We start from the raw sequence: 12,939 nt of genomic DNA, 5'->3' as shown, positions 1-12,939 counted from the left end.
GTGGTGGCCCTGTGGCTCAACGGCGTGATGCCGCTCGCCCTGGCGCTGGTGATCGGCCTGGGTTACGACGGCGCCTGGCTCGCCGCCCTCTCCTACGAACGCCGGTTGGCGGGGCAGGGCGACCACAACGCCAAGGTCACCGCGCTGGGCTGGATGTTCGGGGCGCTGACGACCGGGATGCTGGTCGTCCACGCGCTGACCAGCCCTCACACCGCGGGTGGCTCGCGGTCGCCTGGCTCCCGCTCGCCGCCAAATCGCTCTGGTGGCTCCACGGCGTGTGGGAGTCGACGGAGATCAGCCCGAAGGCCAAGTCGGAGATCCGCCGGGTCCTCCAGGACTCCCGCGACAACGCGGCGATCTCCCGGGCGGTGCTCAACGCCCAGACCCACGGCGAGCGGACCCGCATGGACTCCCTGTCCCGGGCCGGAGCGGCCGTGGCGAAGGCCCAGTCGAAGGCCGCCGAGCGCCTCTCCGGCGCCTGGCAGGAGTTGGCGGAGGTCAACGGGCAGGAGGACCAGGCGCCGGTGTTGGAGCGGCTGGGCGCCCCGGCGGCGCCCGCCTGGGAGCTGCCGGTGTGGACGCCGGTCTCCGCGCTCCGCCCGACCGCTGTTCTCTCCGGCGGAGACCCGGCGGATATCCGCCCGCAGCCCGCTACCGCCCAGGTCAGCGCCACGCAGCCGTCCGGCGGTCCCCGCCCGGAGACCGAGCAGCTTCCGCTCCCGGCCAACCTCGTTGCCTCGGTGAGCGCCGGAGCCCCGGCGCCGAAGGCCGCGAGCGTGGCCTCCCTGGTCCGCCTCGCCGTGGCGGAGGTCGGCGACGACCCAAAAGCGGTGACGGCCTGGGTGAGCGCCAGGACGACGAAGCCGGTGCGGCCGGACACGGTCGCCCGGGAGATCCGCAGCACGAGGAACACCCCCACCAACACCAAGGCCGGCGGCTTCGGGTTCGCCGCCGGGAGGAGCTGACCATGGCCGAGCCGCGCTACTACACCACCGCCGAGAAGGCCAAGCTCGCCTGGCTGGTCGGCCGGGCCGCCGCCGGGGGCGACCGCGCCAAGATCGGCGCCAAGATCGACGAGATCCAGGCGGAGGCGGTGGCCCGCGAGGAGGCCGAGGACGCCGCCCGCGAGAAGGCCAAGCAGGACGCCCGGGAGGCGAAGGCGAAGGCCCAGGCCGAGCGCCGCGCGAACCGCTGGTTCTGATCGACCATCAGGGGCGGGCCCGAGGGGGCCCGCCCCGTACTACCCGAACCACCTCGAAGGAGAGCACCATGCGCAAGTCCGTGATCAAGACCACCCCGATCGGCCTGCGGGCGGGCGACACCCTCCGGGACACCGGGGCGGTCGTTGACCACATCGTGACCGGCGTCGCTGCTGGCCGGATCGACGTGGTGACCGACAGGGGCACCCGCCGTATGAGCTCCACCCACATCGTCAGCGTCATCCGCTAACCACCCCGAGGAGATCCCCATGGACACCACCACCCGCGAAGCGCTCGTGGCCTTCCAGCGGCTCCGTACCGCACTCGCCGTCGTCGCCCTGGACCCCGCGCGGCGGGCCCGTGCGACGGATTTCACGGCCCCGCTCCAGGTCCTGGCCGAGGAGGCCAACGCCAAGATGACCGCCGCCGGATTCCTGGACGCGTCCGGGCCGACCGTCACCACGCAGGAGATCGAGGCGCTGATCCGTCAGGCCGGGCTCACCGCCCTCTGACCAACCCCGGGGCGGGCCCGGCCGGGCCCGCCCCGCCCCACCAGAGAGGAGCACGACATGAGCAGCATCCAGGTAGGCGACGAGGTCGAGGTGACCTCGGGCCGGTACGCCGGTGGTCGGGGCCGGGTCGTCTGGGTCGGGCCGGAGGACGTCGAGATCCGGGGGCTGATCGGCTGGTTGGCCGAGGCGTTCTGTTCCCTGCCGCGCGTCCGCCCCGCCGACCTGCGCCGGATCGGCCCCGCCGACCGGGCCTGACCGACCACCCACCAGGGGAGGCCCACCGGCCGCCCCTCCCGCACGAAGGAGAGACCCCCTGATGAGTGAGACCCCGCGCCGAACGCTGCACCACTACCCGGCGTTCACCGCCCCCACAGCGGCCGAGGCCTACGCGGACGCCCCCGACCTGGACCAGGAGGCGGAGGTGCTGGCCCGGCTCTCCCAAGATCCGGAGCTGGACGGCTGCCGGGAGATCGCCCTCCGGGAGGCGGCATTGGCCGACCGGCGGTGGTGGCGGAGCCGGACCGAGCTGGACGGCCTACTCGCCGAGTCGGCGGCGTACGCGCTCCAGCAGCGCGACCGGCTTCACCCGGAGGACGTCCAGGGTCCGATCGGCCCGGACAGCATCGAGTGGGACGCCCCCGGTGGGACCCGGGCCTACGTCCGCCAGGAGTACTGGCACTGGCACAACGTCCCGCCGGGCTGCGGCCCGTGCCCGCCGGAGGACCCGTGCCCGTGGCACGCGGAGCACGGCACCCGCTGAACGGGTGACCGAGAAGAACCGAAATCCGTGGGCCATCTGTCGCAGGTGGCGCGCACACTGACAGATCACCTGCTGATCTCTGATCAACGAGGGGACGCCGGGCGGGGGTGACGCCCCGCCCGGCAGCAGGCTCCCCAAGGCAATGGAGAGGAGAGCACCACATGGCCATCCTGGCAGCCGCGAGAGGCGTCCACAGCGCCGTATCCGGCCTCGCTCAGGTGTCGCCCTCCGCGCACCCGTCCGGCCCCGCTACGGGCACCCCAGCGCCCGCCGGTAACGGCACCGGCAACGCCATCGCGGGCGCGATCTGGAGCGTCATCGAGTGGATCGGCAAGGTCACCCACCTGACCCCGCTCGGCGTGCTGCTGGCGCTCGGCGGGATCGGCTGGCTGATCAGCCAGATGCCGAAGCTGCCCAAGCGCACCGCCCAGCAGAAGGCGACCGACGAGGCGATCGGCAAGGCCGGAAAAGCCACCGCGGCTTGCCTCGGCCGGTTCCTCACCGGGCGCCCGATCAGCGCGAAGACCGCCGCCGCGAAGAAGGCCGGCGGAGCGTCGTTCTGGAACAACGCGCTGCCCGAGCCGGAGCCGCTGTCCGCGCCCCCGGCCGCGATGGGCGCCATCGCCCTGCCCGGCCCGGCGACCGGCCCCGACTTCCGCGAGGTCCTGGCCGACCGACTCACGGACTTCCAGGACTGGGTGGCCACCCTGCCGGTGCCCCGCCTCCTGGTGCAGCTCTCCGACGTCGGCACGATCGTGGCCTACTACCTGGCCGTGGCCGGGCGCTGGCTGGCCCGGGGCGTGCGCGGCGTGCTGATGCTGCCCGTCGCCCTGTGGCGCGGCGTGGCCTCCTACGGCCGGTGGGCGTACGTCTCCGTGCTGACCGTGCGCGCGGCCGTCCCGGGCGTGTGGGCCCTGTACGAGGTGGCCCCGGGCCGCACCCAGGCCGGCCTTTTGGTGGTCGGCCTGGGTGCCGTGGTCGGCGCGGCCACCGGCCCGGACGGTCAGGGGCACTGGCACGCTCCCCGCCCCTCCGACGACAAGGTGTACGGCCCGGCCCTGTGGGCGATGCTCAAGGCCGCCCTGCACCTGGCCCCGGAGGCGCAGAAGGAGGAGTGGCTGACCATCCCGGACCGCCTGGAGGACGAGGGCGCCCAGGTGATCCTTGCGCTCCCGGAGCACTTCCTCGGCAGCCCCAGGGAGCGCCAGGGCCTGGACGAGATCGTGAACACCCGCCTGCCCGGCGACTGGGTGAGCGAGTGGCGCCTCATGGCCGGTGGCCACCGCGCGGTGTGGACCGCCCGGCGGGCGGCGCGGGAGCTGGTCGGCGACGAGGCGACGTACGGGCCGGCCTTGTGGCCGATCCTGCGCGACCGCCTCGGCCTGGACGAGGAGGCCGACCTGATGGAGGACTGGCTGACCATCCCGGCCGACCTCTCCGACCGCGAATCCATCGTGCGCCTGGTGCTCCCGCTGCACTTCGTCGGCGGGGAGCTGGACCGCACGGACCTGACCACCCTGATCAACCTCAAGCTGCCCGGGGACTGGGTGGCGAAGTGGAGCATCAAGGCCGGGCAGCAGGACGGCGACCACTGGGTCGAGTGGACCCACCGACCCCCGGCGCCCCCCAAGCCCGCGTGCCCGGATTTCCTCGACTTCTACGACCCGCGCATCCAGGAGGCCATTTTCGGATGCGCGCCCGGAGAGGTCGTCATCGGCATGGACGCCTTCGGCGACATCGTGAAGAAGGTACTCGGCGGGGATACCGCGCACTGGGTGCTCTCAATTGGCACCGGAGGCGGTAAGTCCAACCTGATCCAGTTCATCATCGCGCAATTGGTGTACCAGGGTTGGACGGTCTTCGGCATCGACCCGAAGCGTAATTCGATCGCCTGCTACAGCGGGCTGCCCGGCTTCTACCTCCGCAACGATCCGTCGTCCGCCGGTGTCCGCGACATGCGCAAGATGTTCGGCTGGTTCAAGGAAATTGCCGAGGCGCGTCAATACGTCCAGCTCCGTGACCCGAACGTGAAGTTCCCCGGCATGGTATTCGTCCTGGAAGAGGCCGGAGAATTCTCCGACTTGTCGAAGTCGTGGTGGGACCGGAATAAGCCCAAGGGTGCCCGAGTCGGTGACCCGTTCTGGGCGGAACTCGCCTCCACCCTCCGTACCGCCCGGAGCGTCAACGGGCACGTCCTCGGGGTATTCCAGGATCTGCGCGACGACAAGACCGGCAACCAGGGTATTTCCGTCCTTTTCCCCGAGATCATCATGGGGAAGTACAAGGACAAGCAGTGGGAGCGCATTATCGGTGGGCGCATGATGGACATTGCCGGAAATGACCGGCCGGGGACTCCTCGGGCGGGTTGCAGCTGGGCACCTGGACCCACACGCGTTCGCCGTTGACGTTGACCAGGATGCGCCCGGCCTGGTCATTTCCGGCAATGTCCATCATGCGCCCACCGATAATGCGCTCCCACTGCTTGTCCTTGTACTTCCCCATGATGATCTCGGGGAAAAGGACGGAAATACCCTGGTTGCCGGTCTTGTCGTCGCGCAGATCCTGGAATACCCCGAGGACGTGCCCGTTGACGCTCCGGGCGGTACGGAGGGTGGAGGCGAGTTCCGCCCAGAACGGGTCACCGACTCGGGCACCCTTGGGCTTATTCCGGTCCCACCACGACTTCGACAAGTCGGAGAATTCTCCGGCCTCTTCCAGGACGAATACCATGCCGGGGAACTTCACGTTCGGGTCACGGAGCTGGACGTATTGACGCGCCTCGGCAATTTCCTTGAACCAGCCGAACATCTTGCGCATGTCGCGGACACCGGCGGACGACGGATCGTTGCGGAGGTAGAAGCCGGGCAGCCCGCTGTAGCAGGCGATCGAATTACGCTTCGGGTCGATGCCGAAGACCGTCCAACCCTGGTACACCAATTGCGCGATGATGAACTGGATCAGGTTGGACTTACCGCCTCCGGTGCCAATTGAGAGCACCCAGTGCGCGGTATCCCCGCCGAGTACCTTCTTCACGATGTCGCCGAAGGCGTCCATGCCGATGACGACCTCTCCGGGCGCGCATCCGAAAATGGCCTCCTGGATGCGCGGGTCGTAGAAGTCGAGGAAATCCGGGCACGCGGGCTTGGGGGGCGCCGGGGGTCGGTGGGTCCACTCGACCCAGTGGTCGCCGTCCTGCTGCCCGGCCTTGATGCTCCACTTCGCCACCCAGTCCCCGGGCAGCTTGAGGTTGATCAGGGTGGTCAGGTCCGTGCGGTCCAGCTCCCCGCCGACGAAGTGCAGCGGGAGCACCAGGCGCACGATGGATTCGCGGTCGGAGAGGTCGGCCGGGATGGTCAGCCAGTCCTCCATCAGGTCGGCCTCCTCGTCCAGGCCGAGGCGGTCGCGCAGGATCGGCCACAAGGCCGGCCCGTACGTCGCCTCGTCGCCGACCAGCTCCCGCGCCGCCCGCCGGGCGGTCCACACCGCGCGGTGGCCACCGGCCATGAGGCGCCACTCGCTCACCCAGTCGCCGGGCAGGCGGGTGTTCACGATCTCGTCCAGGCCCTGGCGCTCCCTGGGGCTGCCGAGGAAGTGCTCCGGGAGCGCAAGGATCACCTGGGCGCCCTCGTCCTCCAGGCGGTCCGGGATGGTCAGCCACTCCTCCTTCTGCGCCTCCGGGGCCAGGTGCAGGGCGGCCTTGAGCATCGCCCACAGGGCCGGGCCGTACACCTTGTCGTCGGAGGGGCGGGGAGCGTGCCAGTGCCCCTGACCGTCCGGGCCGGTGGCCGCGCCGACCACGGCACCCAGGCCGACCACCAAAAGGCCGGCCTGGGTGCGGCCCGGGGCCACCTCGTACAGGGCCCACACGCCCGGGACGGCCGCGCGCACGGTCAGCACGGAGACGTACGCCCACCGGCCGTAGGAGGCCACGCCGCGCCACAGGGCGACGGGCAGCATCAGCACGCCGCGCACGCCCCGGGCCAGCCAGCGCCCGGCCACGGCCAGGTAGTAGGCCACGATCGTGCCGACGTCGGAGAGCTGCACCAGGAGGCGGGGCACCGGCAGGGTGGCCACCCAGTCCTGGAAGTCCGTGAGTCGGTCGGCCAGGACCTCGCGGAAGTCGGGGCCGGTCGCCGGGCCGGGCAGGGCGATGGCGCCCATCGCGGCCGGGGGCGCGGACAGCGGCTCCGGCTCGGGCAGCGCGTTGTTCCAGAACGACGCTCCGCCGGCCTTCTTCGCGGCGGCGGTCTTCGCGCTGATCGGGCGCCCGGTGAGGAACCGGCCGAGGCAAGCCGCGGTGGCTTTTCCGGCCTTGCCGATCGCCTCGTCGGTCGCCTTCTGCTGGGCGGTGCGCTTGGGCAGCTTCGGCATCTGGCTGATCAGCCAGCCGATCCCGCCGAGCGCCAGCAGCACGCCGAGCGGGGTCAGGTGGGTGACCTTGCCGATCCACTCGATGACGCTCCAGATCGCGCCCGCGATGGCGTTGCCGGTGCCGTTACCGGCGGGCGCTGGGGTGCCCGTAGCGGGGCCGGACGGGTGCGCGGAGGGCGACACCTGAGCGAGGCCGGATACGGCGCTGTGGACGCCTCTCGCGGCTGCCAGGATGGCCATGTGGTGCTCTCCTCTCCATTGCCTTGGGGAGCCTGCTGCCGGGCGGGGCGTCACCCCCGCCCGGCGTCCCCTCGTTGATCAGAGATCAGCAGGTGATCTGTCAGTGTGCGCGCCACCTGCGACAGATGGCCCACGGATTTCGGTTCTTCTCGGTCACCCGTTCAGCGGGTGCCGTGCTCCGCGTGCCACGGGCACGGGTCCTCCGGCGGGCACGGGCCGCAGCCCGGCGGGACGTTGTGCCAGTGCCAGTACTCCTGGCGGACGTAGGCCCGGGTCCCACCGGGGGCGTCCCACTCGATGCTGTCCGGGCCGATCGGACCCTGGACGTCCTCCGGGTGAAGCCGGTCGCGCTGCTGGAGCGCGTACGCCGCCGACTCGGCGAGTAGGCCGTCCAGCTCGGTCCGGCTCCGCCACCACCGCCGGTCGGCCAATGCCGCCTCCCGGAGGGCGATCTCCCGGCAGCCGTCCAGCTCCGGATCTTGGGAGAGCCGGGCCAGCACCTCCGCCTCCTGGTCCAGGTCGGGGGCGTCCGCGTAGGCCTCGGCCGCTGTGGGGGCGGTGAACGCCGGGTAGTGGTGCAGCGTTCGGCGCGGGGTCTCACTCATCAGGGGGTCTCTCCTTCGTGCGGGAGGGGCGGCCGGTGGGCCTCCCCTGGTGGGTGGTCGGTCAGGCCCGGTCGGCGGGGCCGATCCGGCGCAGGTCGGCGGGGCGGACGCGCGGCAGGGAACAGAACGCCTCGGCCAACCAGCCGATCAGCCCCCGGATCTCGACGTCCTCCGGCCCGACCCAGACGACCCGGCCCCGACCACCGGCGTACCGGCCCGAGGTCACCTCGACCTCGTCGCCTACCTGGATGCTGCTCATGTCGTGCTCCTCTCTGGTGGGGCGGGGCGGGCCCGGCCGGGCCCGCCCCGGGGTTGGTCAGAGGGCGGTGAGCCCGGCCTGACGGATCAGCGCCTCGATCTCCTGCGTGGTGACGGTCGGCCCGGACGCGTCCAGGAATCCGGCGGCGGTCATCTTGGCGTTGGCCTCCTCGGCCAGGACCTGGAGCGGGGCCGTGAAATCCGTCGCACGGGCCCGCCGCGCGGGGTCCAGGGCGACGACGGCGAGTGCGGTACGGAGCCGCTGGAAGGCCACGAGCGCTTCGCGGGTGGTGGTGTCCATGGGGATCTCCTCGGGGTGGTTAGCGGATGACGCTGACGATGTGGGTGGAGCTCATACGGCGGGTGCCCCTGTCGGTCACCACGTCGATCCGGCCAGCAGCGACGCCGGTCACGATGTGGTCAACGACCGCCCCGGTGTCCCGGAGGGTGTCGCCCGCCCGCAGGCCGATCGGGGTGGTCTTGATCACGGACTTGCGCATGGTGCTCTCCTTCGAGGTGGTTCGGGTAGTACGGGGCGGGCCCCCTCGGGCCCGCCCCTGATGGTCGATCAGAACCAGCGGTTCGCGCGGCGCTCGGCCTGGGCCTTCGCCTTCGCCTCCCGGGCGTCCTGCTTGGCCTTCTCGCGGGCGGCGTCCTCGGCCTCCTCGCGGGCCACCGCCTCCGCCTGGATCTCGTCGATCTTGGCGCCGATCTTGGCGCGGTCGCCCCCGGCGGCGGCCCGGCCGACCAGCCAGGCGAGCTTGGCCTTCTCGGCGGTGGTGTAGTAGCGCGGCTCGGCCATGGTCAGCTCCTCCCGGCGGCGAACCCGAAGCCGCCGGCCTTGGTGTTGGTGGGGGTGTTCCTCGTGCTGCGGATCTCCCGGGCGACCGTGTCCGGCCGCACCGGCTTCGTCGTCCTGGCGCTCACCCAGGCCGTCACCGCTTTTGGGTCGTCGCCGACCTCCGCCACGGCGAGGCGGACCAGGGAGGCCACGCTCGCGGCCTTCGGCGCCGGGGCTCCGGCGCTCACCGAGGCAACGAGGTTGGCCGGGAGCGGAAGCTGCTCGGTCTCCGGGCGGGGACCGCCGGACGGCTGCGTGGCGCTGACCTGGGCGGTAGCGGGCTGCGGGCGGATATCCGCCGGGTCTCCGCCGGAGAGAACAGCGGTCGGGCGGAGCGCGGAGACCGGCGTCCACACCGGCAGCTCCCAGGCGGGCGCCGCCGGGGCGCCCAGCCGCTCCAACACCGGCGCCTGGTCCTCCTGCCCGTTGACCTCCGCCAACTCCTGCCAGGCGCCGGAGAGGCGCTCGGCGGCCTTCGACTGGGCCTTCGCCACGGCCGCTCCGGCCCGGGACAGGGAGTCCATGCGGGTCCGCTCGCCGTGGGTCTGGGCGTTGAGCACCGCCCGGGAGATCGCCGCGTTGTCGCGGGAGTCCTGGAGGACCCGGCGGATCTCCGACTTGGCCTTCGGGCTGATCTCCGTCGACTCCCACACGCCGTGGAGCCACCAGAGCGATTTGGCGGCGAGCGGGAGCCAGGCGACCGCGAGCCACCCGGCGGTGTGAGGGCTGGTCAGCGCGTGGACGACCAGCATCCCGGTCGTCAGCGCCCCGAACATCCAGCCCAGCGCGGTGACCTTGGCGTTGTGGTCGCCCTGCCCGCCAACCGGCGTTCGTAGGAGAGGGCGGCGAGCCAGGCGCCGTCGTAACCCAGGCCGATCACCAGCGCCAGGGCGAGCGGCATCACGCCGTTGAGCCACAGGGCCACCACGGCGACGGTCAGCACCGCCGAGACGACGGTCACCGCCAGAGCCGGAGCCGCGAGCCAGGCCCGGCCCGCCGTGCGTCGCAGAGAGGTGTTCATCGGGCACCGTCCTCGAACTCCACGGCCAGCACCAGCGCCTCGTTCCAGCGGTCGCAGTCGGCGAGCATCACGGCGGTGGAGGTGCAGCCGCAGGTACCGGCCCAGTGGGCGGCGGCGGCCTTCTCCTGGATGGCGAACAGCGCGCTCTCCTCGGCCCGCCGCAGCCAACCGGCCAGCAGCTCGAAGGAGCCGAGCAGCATGCCGACCGCCACCAGCTCGGCCACGACCAGCTCCGCCCAGAACGGCGCGTCGAAGTGGGCCATGAAGGCACCGGCCGCACCAGCGGCGGCGGCGGCGAACAGCGCGGCCACCAGGACGGCCAAGCGCTGCGGGGTGAGGGCCCGCCAGACGAGGCCGGCCTTCGGGGCCTTCGGCTGGGGGCGGGCTTCTGGACGGGCGTGCCACCGGCGTAGCTCATCGGGCACCCCCGACGATCGCGGCGGCCTGGGCGAGCTGGGTGAAGGTCTGGGCCAGCTGGGCCTGGGCGGCCCCGAGGGCGACCAGCGCGGCCCGCCCCTCGTTGGTGTGCCCCATGCCGCTGGCGGCGTTGGACAGCGTCGCGTCGGCCCGCTCCGCGAGCTGGAGACCGCGCCGGAGCATCTGGGCGGCGAAGTCGCGGTCGTCGCTCATCGGGCACCGTCCTGGGGCCAGATGACGCTGATGCCGGAGCCGCGCTCCAGGACGACCGGCTCGGGGGCCGGGGCCGGGGTCGGCTCGGGCGCCGGGGACGGGTTCGGGGCGGGGGCGGGCACGGACGTGCCGGGCCCCTGGGTACGATCCATCACGGATCGCCCTCCTGTCGTCTCAGGGGGTGGTCAAGGCCCTGAGCAGGTGTTTGCCGCACCGGCTCGGGGCCGCTCCCGTTTGGGAACGGCTCCACCATGACACGTTATTTCGCAGCGCACAAGTGTGTTGCGTAGCGAGTCATGACGGTATGATCCCCGCATGGACATTCCGGAGGTAGCACAAGCTGCCGCACTCGCAGAGGTAGCAAAGCTGGGTCACGACAGGGGCGAACTGCTACGGCAGGCGGACGAGTTGCTGACCCGCATCAAGCCCGCCGCCGTGAAGGCCGTACAGGCTGGCGCGGGGCGCAACCGCGTACGAGAGCTGGCGGGAGTCTCCACCACGCTCTGGTACGAGTGGCTGGACGAGGCGGGCATCCAGGTCCGCCCCAGGGCGGCGAAGAAGACCGCCACGAAGAAGGCCACTACCAGCCGGAAGCGGGAGACCTCGTGACCGACCGCCTGCCCCAGCCCGCCGACATGTCGCACGCGATGCTGATCGGCCTCTTGATGCACCTCGGCGGCAGCTTCGACATGCCCGCCGACGCCCTCTCGGTCGATGCCCTCGGCACGCCGGACGGCACGTTCCACGCCGTTGAGCTGGGGATCTTGGAGGATGGGCAGGTTCGCCTGTCCGTCGTTCCCCGGCCGCACGGAGAGGGTGCAGGACTCCAGTTCCGCAACGGGGAGTAACCTCAGCCCCACGAACGGCGATTGACCCCACACAAGACGAAACCCGCCCCCCGGACCCTCACTTGGTGCCGTAACCAGGAGAGGGGTCGTAATCCGGAAGGCGGGCCCTAGACGGTGTCGAGTGTAGGTGACCACGCGTCCCGACACACCATGGCACCGGGAGAGGGCGTACCTTGCCCACCCGAAAGAAGTCGGCCCCGATCCCCCGCCAGCAGGGCGAGGGCACCGTTTCCCAGCTCGACCGTGACGGCGTTCCGGCGGGCTGTATCCAGATCCCCGGCATGCGGCTGGGGTGGTTCTACCGCCTGAACGACCGGATGGTCCTGCACCAGCACCGGCCTGGGTCCCCGCTGCTGCACGTCGGGCAGGCGCCGAAGGTCACCTCCGTGATCGCGCACCTGACCGACGACGGCGAAGACATCCGCACTGAGTACCTGGTCGTCGGCCGCCGTCAGCGTCGCCCCCGGATCATCACGGAAGACGAACTCGACCGGGGCACCTGGGCGTCGAAGACCGGCAGCCGCCGGCCGACCGGCCCGGACGAGAAGCACGCGTTCGCCAAGGCCATGCGCATGCAGGCGGAGGACGCCCCCGAGGTCCCCGCCCGCACGTACTACACCGACGAGGGCGACCTCGTGCTTCCCGAGGCGGACGCCCAGCTCTACGGCTACGGCACCCTGTGCGGGTCCGAGAAGGCCGCCCGCGACGCGTGGGAGGAGACCGGCGCGTACGCGGTCGTGGACCCCAAGGCCGCGCTGGTGATGGGCGCGATGTTCTCCGGCCCGATGCTCGATTCCCTGGGCGTGCTGGCGCACATCCTGAACCTCCACGGGCCCGGCCAGCAGGGCAAGTCCACGATGATGTTCGTCTGCGCGGCCCTGTTCGGGAACATCAAGCCGCGCCGACAGCGGCTGCTGATGACGTGGAACGCCAGCAAGCAGGGCATCACCCAGGACCTGCGCGGGCGCGGCTACCTGCCGCTGTGCCTGGACGAGCACAGCAGCAGCGGGCGCACCCCGCAGCAGTCCAGCTCGGAGTTCTCCCAGATCTGCGCGGGCTGCCTGCGCTCGACCGGCACGGTCGACGGCGGCATCCGGGAGATGGACGGCTTCTGGCTGTCGATCCTGCTGTCCAGCTCCAACCTGCCGTTGAAGTTCGAGGGGCAGACCGAAGACCTGGCCTCGCGCCTGCTGGAGATCAAGGCGCCGTTCTTCCCGAACGCGTGGGTGGACCTGGACGGCAACGCGGTCGGCGCCGACCACAAGGGCGCCGAGCACGTCTCCAAGCGACTCAAGCGACTGGCCAGGGACCACGGCGGGTGGCCGCTGGAGTGGCCCGCAAGGCTGGCGCCTTCACCGCCGAGAAGCTGAAGGAGGCCCGGCGGGCGCACCTGGAGCTGTGCGCCAAGTACATGCCGCGCACGGCGGTATCCCGACACGATCGCCGAGATTCACATGGCGTGGGTGGTCGGCGCTCACGTCCTGGCGAGGCCATCGGCGTGCCGGCCTGGGCGAGGCTGCCGAGCGCGCTGCCGCCGAGCGGCTGAAGGCGGCGATCGAGGCTGCGGCGGAGACGAACGTGCCGGAGGGCGAGCTGCTGTGGCGGGCGCTGGACGCGATGCGCCTGGACGTTGCGGCGTTCCGGAGATGGAGGA

General features: G+C 71.6%; 23 protein-coding genes. 11 read left to right on the top strand and 12 right to left on the bottom strand.

The genetic code is table 11. The features are described 5' to 3' along the window. The coding region (locus F7Q99_RS42345) for a hypothetical protein (protein WP_230211356.1) at positions 1 to 192 on the bottom strand (192 nt) is incomplete at its 3' end. A gap of 83 nt (positions 193 to 275) precedes the next feature. On the opposite strand from F7Q99_RS42345, the gene F7Q99_RS39435 reads away from it, so the two are divergent. From F7Q99_RS39435 to F7Q99_RS42965, 7 genes are all read left to right on the top strand, one after another. Beyond that, on the top strand, positions 276 to 965 hold the full coding sequence (locus tag F7Q99_RS39435; protein WP_153472174.1) for a hypothetical protein: 690 nt from the start codon (positions 276 to 278) through the stop codon (positions 963 to 965). Positions 966 to 967: 2 nt separating this feature from the next. Then, complete coding sequence (locus F7Q99_RS39430) at positions 968 to 1,201, top strand: hypothetical protein (RefSeq protein WP_153471987.1); 234 nt, start codon at positions 968 to 970, stop codon at positions 1,199 to 1,201. Positions 1,202 to 1,269: 68 nt separating this feature from the next. Beyond that, positions 1,270 to 1,449 carry a hypothetical protein gene (locus F7Q99_RS39425; protein ID WP_153471984.1) on the top strand — a complete coding sequence of 60 codons (180 nt, stop codon included), beginning with the start codon at positions 1,270 to 1,272 and terminating at the stop codon, positions 1,447 to 1,449. A 19-nt stretch (positions 1,450 to 1,468) separates the two neighbouring features. Beyond that, the gene (locus F7Q99_RS39420) at positions 1,469 to 1,711 is read left to right on the top strand and encodes a hypothetical protein (protein WP_153471981.1); all 243 of its coding nucleotides are present in this window, start codon (positions 1,469 to 1,471) and stop codon (positions 1,709 to 1,711) included. A 57-nt stretch (positions 1,712 to 1,768) separates the two neighbouring features. Then, the gene (locus F7Q99_RS39415) at positions 1,769 to 1,966 is read left to right on the top strand and encodes a KOW motif-containing protein (RefSeq protein ID WP_153471978.1); all 198 of its coding nucleotides are present in this window, start codon (positions 1,769 to 1,771) and stop codon (positions 1,964 to 1,966) included. Between the two features lie 61 nt (positions 1,967 to 2,027). Next, positions 2,028 to 2,471 carry a hypothetical protein gene (locus tag F7Q99_RS39410; protein WP_153471975.1) on the top strand — a complete coding sequence of 148 codons (444 nt, stop codon included), beginning with the start codon at positions 2,028 to 2,030 and terminating at the stop codon, positions 2,469 to 2,471. A 161-nt stretch (positions 2,472 to 2,632) separates the two neighbouring features. Then, on the top strand, positions 2,633 to 4,876 hold the full coding sequence (locus F7Q99_RS42965; protein ID WP_153472172.1) for a hypothetical protein: 2,244 nt from the start codon (positions 2,633 to 2,635) through the stop codon (positions 4,874 to 4,876). Here the strand turns inward: F7Q99_RS42965 and F7Q99_RS42960 are convergent. The 11 genes from F7Q99_RS42960 to F7Q99_RS39350 form a co-directional block, all read right to left on the bottom strand. Then, positions 4,776 to 7,082, bottom strand: coding sequence for a hypothetical protein (locus F7Q99_RS42960; protein ID WP_153472170.1), 2,307 nt, complete (start codon positions 7,080 to 7,082; stop codon positions 4,776 to 4,778). The two genes, F7Q99_RS42965 and F7Q99_RS42960, sit on opposite strands and share 101 nt — an antisense overlap. A 161-nt stretch (positions 7,083 to 7,243) precedes the next feature. Further along, positions 7,244 to 7,687 (bottom strand): hypothetical protein, encoded by a 444-nt coding sequence (locus tag F7Q99_RS39395; RefSeq protein ID WP_153471975.1) that lies wholly within the window; start codon positions 7,685 to 7,687, stop codon positions 7,244 to 7,246. Positions 7,688 to 7,748: 61 nt separating this feature from the next. Continuing rightward, complete coding sequence (locus F7Q99_RS39390) at positions 7,749 to 7,946, bottom strand: KOW motif-containing protein (RefSeq protein ID WP_153471978.1); 198 nt, start codon at positions 7,944 to 7,946, stop codon at positions 7,749 to 7,751. A 57-nt stretch (positions 7,947 to 8,003) separates the two neighbouring features. Next, positions 8,004 to 8,246 carry a hypothetical protein gene (locus F7Q99_RS39385; protein ID WP_153471981.1) on the bottom strand — a complete coding sequence of 81 codons (243 nt, stop codon included), beginning with the start codon at positions 8,244 to 8,246 and terminating at the stop codon, positions 8,004 to 8,006. Positions 8,247 to 8,265: 19 nt separating this feature from the next. Beyond that, positions 8,266 to 8,445, bottom strand: a complete 180-nt coding sequence (locus F7Q99_RS39380) for a hypothetical protein (protein WP_153471984.1) — start codon at positions 8,443 to 8,445, stop codon at positions 8,266 to 8,268. A gap of 68 nt (positions 8,446 to 8,513) precedes the next feature. Then, positions 8,514 to 8,747 carry a hypothetical protein gene (locus F7Q99_RS39375; RefSeq protein ID WP_153471987.1) on the bottom strand — a complete coding sequence of 78 codons (234 nt, stop codon included), beginning with the start codon at positions 8,745 to 8,747 and terminating at the stop codon, positions 8,514 to 8,516. A gap of 2 nt (positions 8,748 to 8,749) precedes the next feature. Continuing rightward, on the bottom strand, positions 8,750 to 9,562 hold the full coding sequence (locus tag F7Q99_RS39370) for a hypothetical protein (RefSeq protein WP_153472168.1): 813 nt from the start codon (positions 9,560 to 9,562) through the stop codon (positions 8,750 to 8,752). Then, on the bottom strand, positions 9,547 to 9,807 hold the full coding sequence (locus tag F7Q99_RS39365) for a hypothetical protein (RefSeq protein ID WP_153472166.1): 261 nt from the start codon (positions 9,805 to 9,807) through the stop codon (positions 9,547 to 9,549). The genes F7Q99_RS39370 and F7Q99_RS39365 overlap by 16 nt, the downstream gene beginning before the upstream one ends. Then, a complete protein-coding gene (locus tag F7Q99_RS39360) occupies positions 9,804 to 10,232 on the bottom strand; it encodes a hypothetical protein (RefSeq protein WP_153472164.1) in 429 nt (142 codons plus the stop codon). Before F7Q99_RS39360 ends, F7Q99_RS39365 begins: the two co-directional genes overlap by 4 nt. Next, positions 10,222 to 10,437 (bottom strand): hypothetical protein, encoded by a 216-nt coding sequence (locus F7Q99_RS39355; protein WP_153471996.1) that lies wholly within the window; start codon positions 10,435 to 10,437, stop codon positions 10,222 to 10,224. The genes F7Q99_RS39360 and F7Q99_RS39355 overlap by 11 nt, the downstream gene beginning before the upstream one ends. Then, positions 10,434 to 10,589, bottom strand: coding sequence for a hypothetical protein (locus tag F7Q99_RS39350; RefSeq protein ID WP_153472163.1), 156 nt, complete (start codon positions 10,587 to 10,589; stop codon positions 10,434 to 10,436). The genes F7Q99_RS39355 and F7Q99_RS39350 overlap by 4 nt, the downstream gene beginning before the upstream one ends. 163 nt (positions 10,590 to 10,752) lie before the next feature. Here F7Q99_RS39350 and F7Q99_RS39345 point away from each other — a divergent pair, with 163 nt between their 5' ends. The 4 genes from F7Q99_RS39345 to F7Q99_RS42330 form a co-directional block, all read left to right on the top strand. Then, on the top strand, positions 10,753 to 11,046 hold the full coding sequence (locus tag F7Q99_RS39345; RefSeq protein ID WP_153471999.1) for a hypothetical protein: 294 nt from the start codon (positions 10,753 to 10,755) through the stop codon (positions 11,044 to 11,046). Continuing rightward, positions 11,043 to 11,285, top strand: a complete 243-nt coding sequence (locus F7Q99_RS39340; protein WP_326847577.1) for a pRL2-19 — start codon at positions 11,043 to 11,045, stop codon at positions 11,283 to 11,285. The genes F7Q99_RS39345 and F7Q99_RS39340 overlap by 4 nt, the downstream gene beginning before the upstream one ends. Before the next feature lie 173 nt (positions 11,286 to 11,458). Then, on the top strand, positions 11,459 to 12,655 hold the full coding sequence (locus F7Q99_RS39335; protein WP_153472161.1) for a DUF927 domain-containing protein: 1,197 nt from the start codon (positions 11,459 to 11,461) through the stop codon (positions 12,653 to 12,655). A 28-nt stretch (positions 12,656 to 12,683) separates the two neighbouring features. Beyond that, a partial coding sequence (locus F7Q99_RS42330; protein ID WP_230211355.1) for a hypothetical protein occupies positions 12,684 to 12,939 on the top strand: 256 nt, incomplete at its 3' end.

The organism is Streptomyces kaniharaensis, assembly GCF_009569385.1.
GTDB classification, from domain to species: Bacteria; Actinomycetota; Actinomycetes; order Streptomycetales; family Streptomycetaceae; genus Kitasatospora; species Kitasatospora kaniharaensis.
Note: the sequence above shows the minus strand (reverse complement) of the source record. Positions and strands in the feature narration are given on the sequence as shown.

Bases quoted from the DNA above. Each gene is read 5' to 3' on its own strand.
- F7Q99_RS39350 (WP_153472163.1), bottom strand. From the start codon at position 10,589: ATGGATCGTACCCAGGGGCCCGGCACGTCCGTGCCCGCCCCCGCCCCG.
- F7Q99_RS39425 (WP_153471984.1), top strand. From the start codon at position 1,270: ATGCGCAAGTCCGTGATCAAGACCACCCCGATCGGCCTGCGGGCGGGC.
- F7Q99_RS39365 (WP_153472166.1), bottom strand. From the start codon at position 9,807: ATGAACACCTCTCTGCGACGCACGGCGGGCCGGGCCTGGCTCGCGGCT.
- F7Q99_RS42960 (WP_153472170.1), bottom strand. From the start codon at position 7,082: ATGGCCATCCTGGCAGCCGCGAGAGGCGTCCACAGCGCCGTATCCGGC.
- F7Q99_RS39415 (WP_153471978.1), top strand. From the start codon at position 1,769: ATGAGCAGCATCCAGGTAGGCGACGAGGTCGAGGTGACCTCGGGCCGG.
- F7Q99_RS42965 (WP_153472172.1), top strand. From the start codon at position 2,633: ATGGCCATCCTGGCAGCCGCGAGAGGCGTCCACAGCGCCGTATCCGGC.
- F7Q99_RS39380 (WP_153471984.1), bottom strand. From the start codon at position 8,445: ATGCGCAAGTCCGTGATCAAGACCACCCCGATCGGCCTGCGGGCGGGC.
- F7Q99_RS39430 (WP_153471987.1), top strand. From the start codon at position 968: ATGGCCGAGCCGCGCTACTACACCACCGCCGAGAAGGCCAAGCTCGCC.
- F7Q99_RS39375 (WP_153471987.1), bottom strand. From the start codon at position 8,747: ATGGCCGAGCCGCGCTACTACACCACCGCCGAGAAGGCCAAGCTCGCC.
- F7Q99_RS39370 (WP_153472168.1), bottom strand. From the start codon at position 9,562: ATGTTCGGGGCGCTGACGACCGGGATGCTGGTCGTCCACGCGCTGACC.
- F7Q99_RS39345 (WP_153471999.1), top strand. From the start codon at position 10,753: ATGGACATTCCGGAGGTAGCACAAGCTGCCGCACTCGCAGAGGTAGCA.
- F7Q99_RS39355 (WP_153471996.1), bottom strand. From the start codon at position 10,437: ATGAGCGACGACCGCGACTTCGCCGCCCAGATGCTCCGGCGCGGTCTC.
- F7Q99_RS39420 (WP_153471981.1), top strand. From the start codon at position 1,469: ATGGACACCACCACCCGCGAAGCGCTCGTGGCCTTCCAGCGGCTCCGT.
- F7Q99_RS39390 (WP_153471978.1), bottom strand. From the start codon at position 7,946: ATGAGCAGCATCCAGGTAGGCGACGAGGTCGAGGTGACCTCGGGCCGG.
- F7Q99_RS39395 (WP_153471975.1), bottom strand. From the start codon at position 7,687: ATGAGTGAGACCCCGCGCCGAACGCTGCACCACTACCCGGCGTTCACC.
- F7Q99_RS39410 (WP_153471975.1), top strand. From the start codon at position 2,028: ATGAGTGAGACCCCGCGCCGAACGCTGCACCACTACCCGGCGTTCACC.
- F7Q99_RS39385 (WP_153471981.1), bottom strand. From the start codon at position 8,246: ATGGACACCACCACCCGCGAAGCGCTCGTGGCCTTCCAGCGGCTCCGT.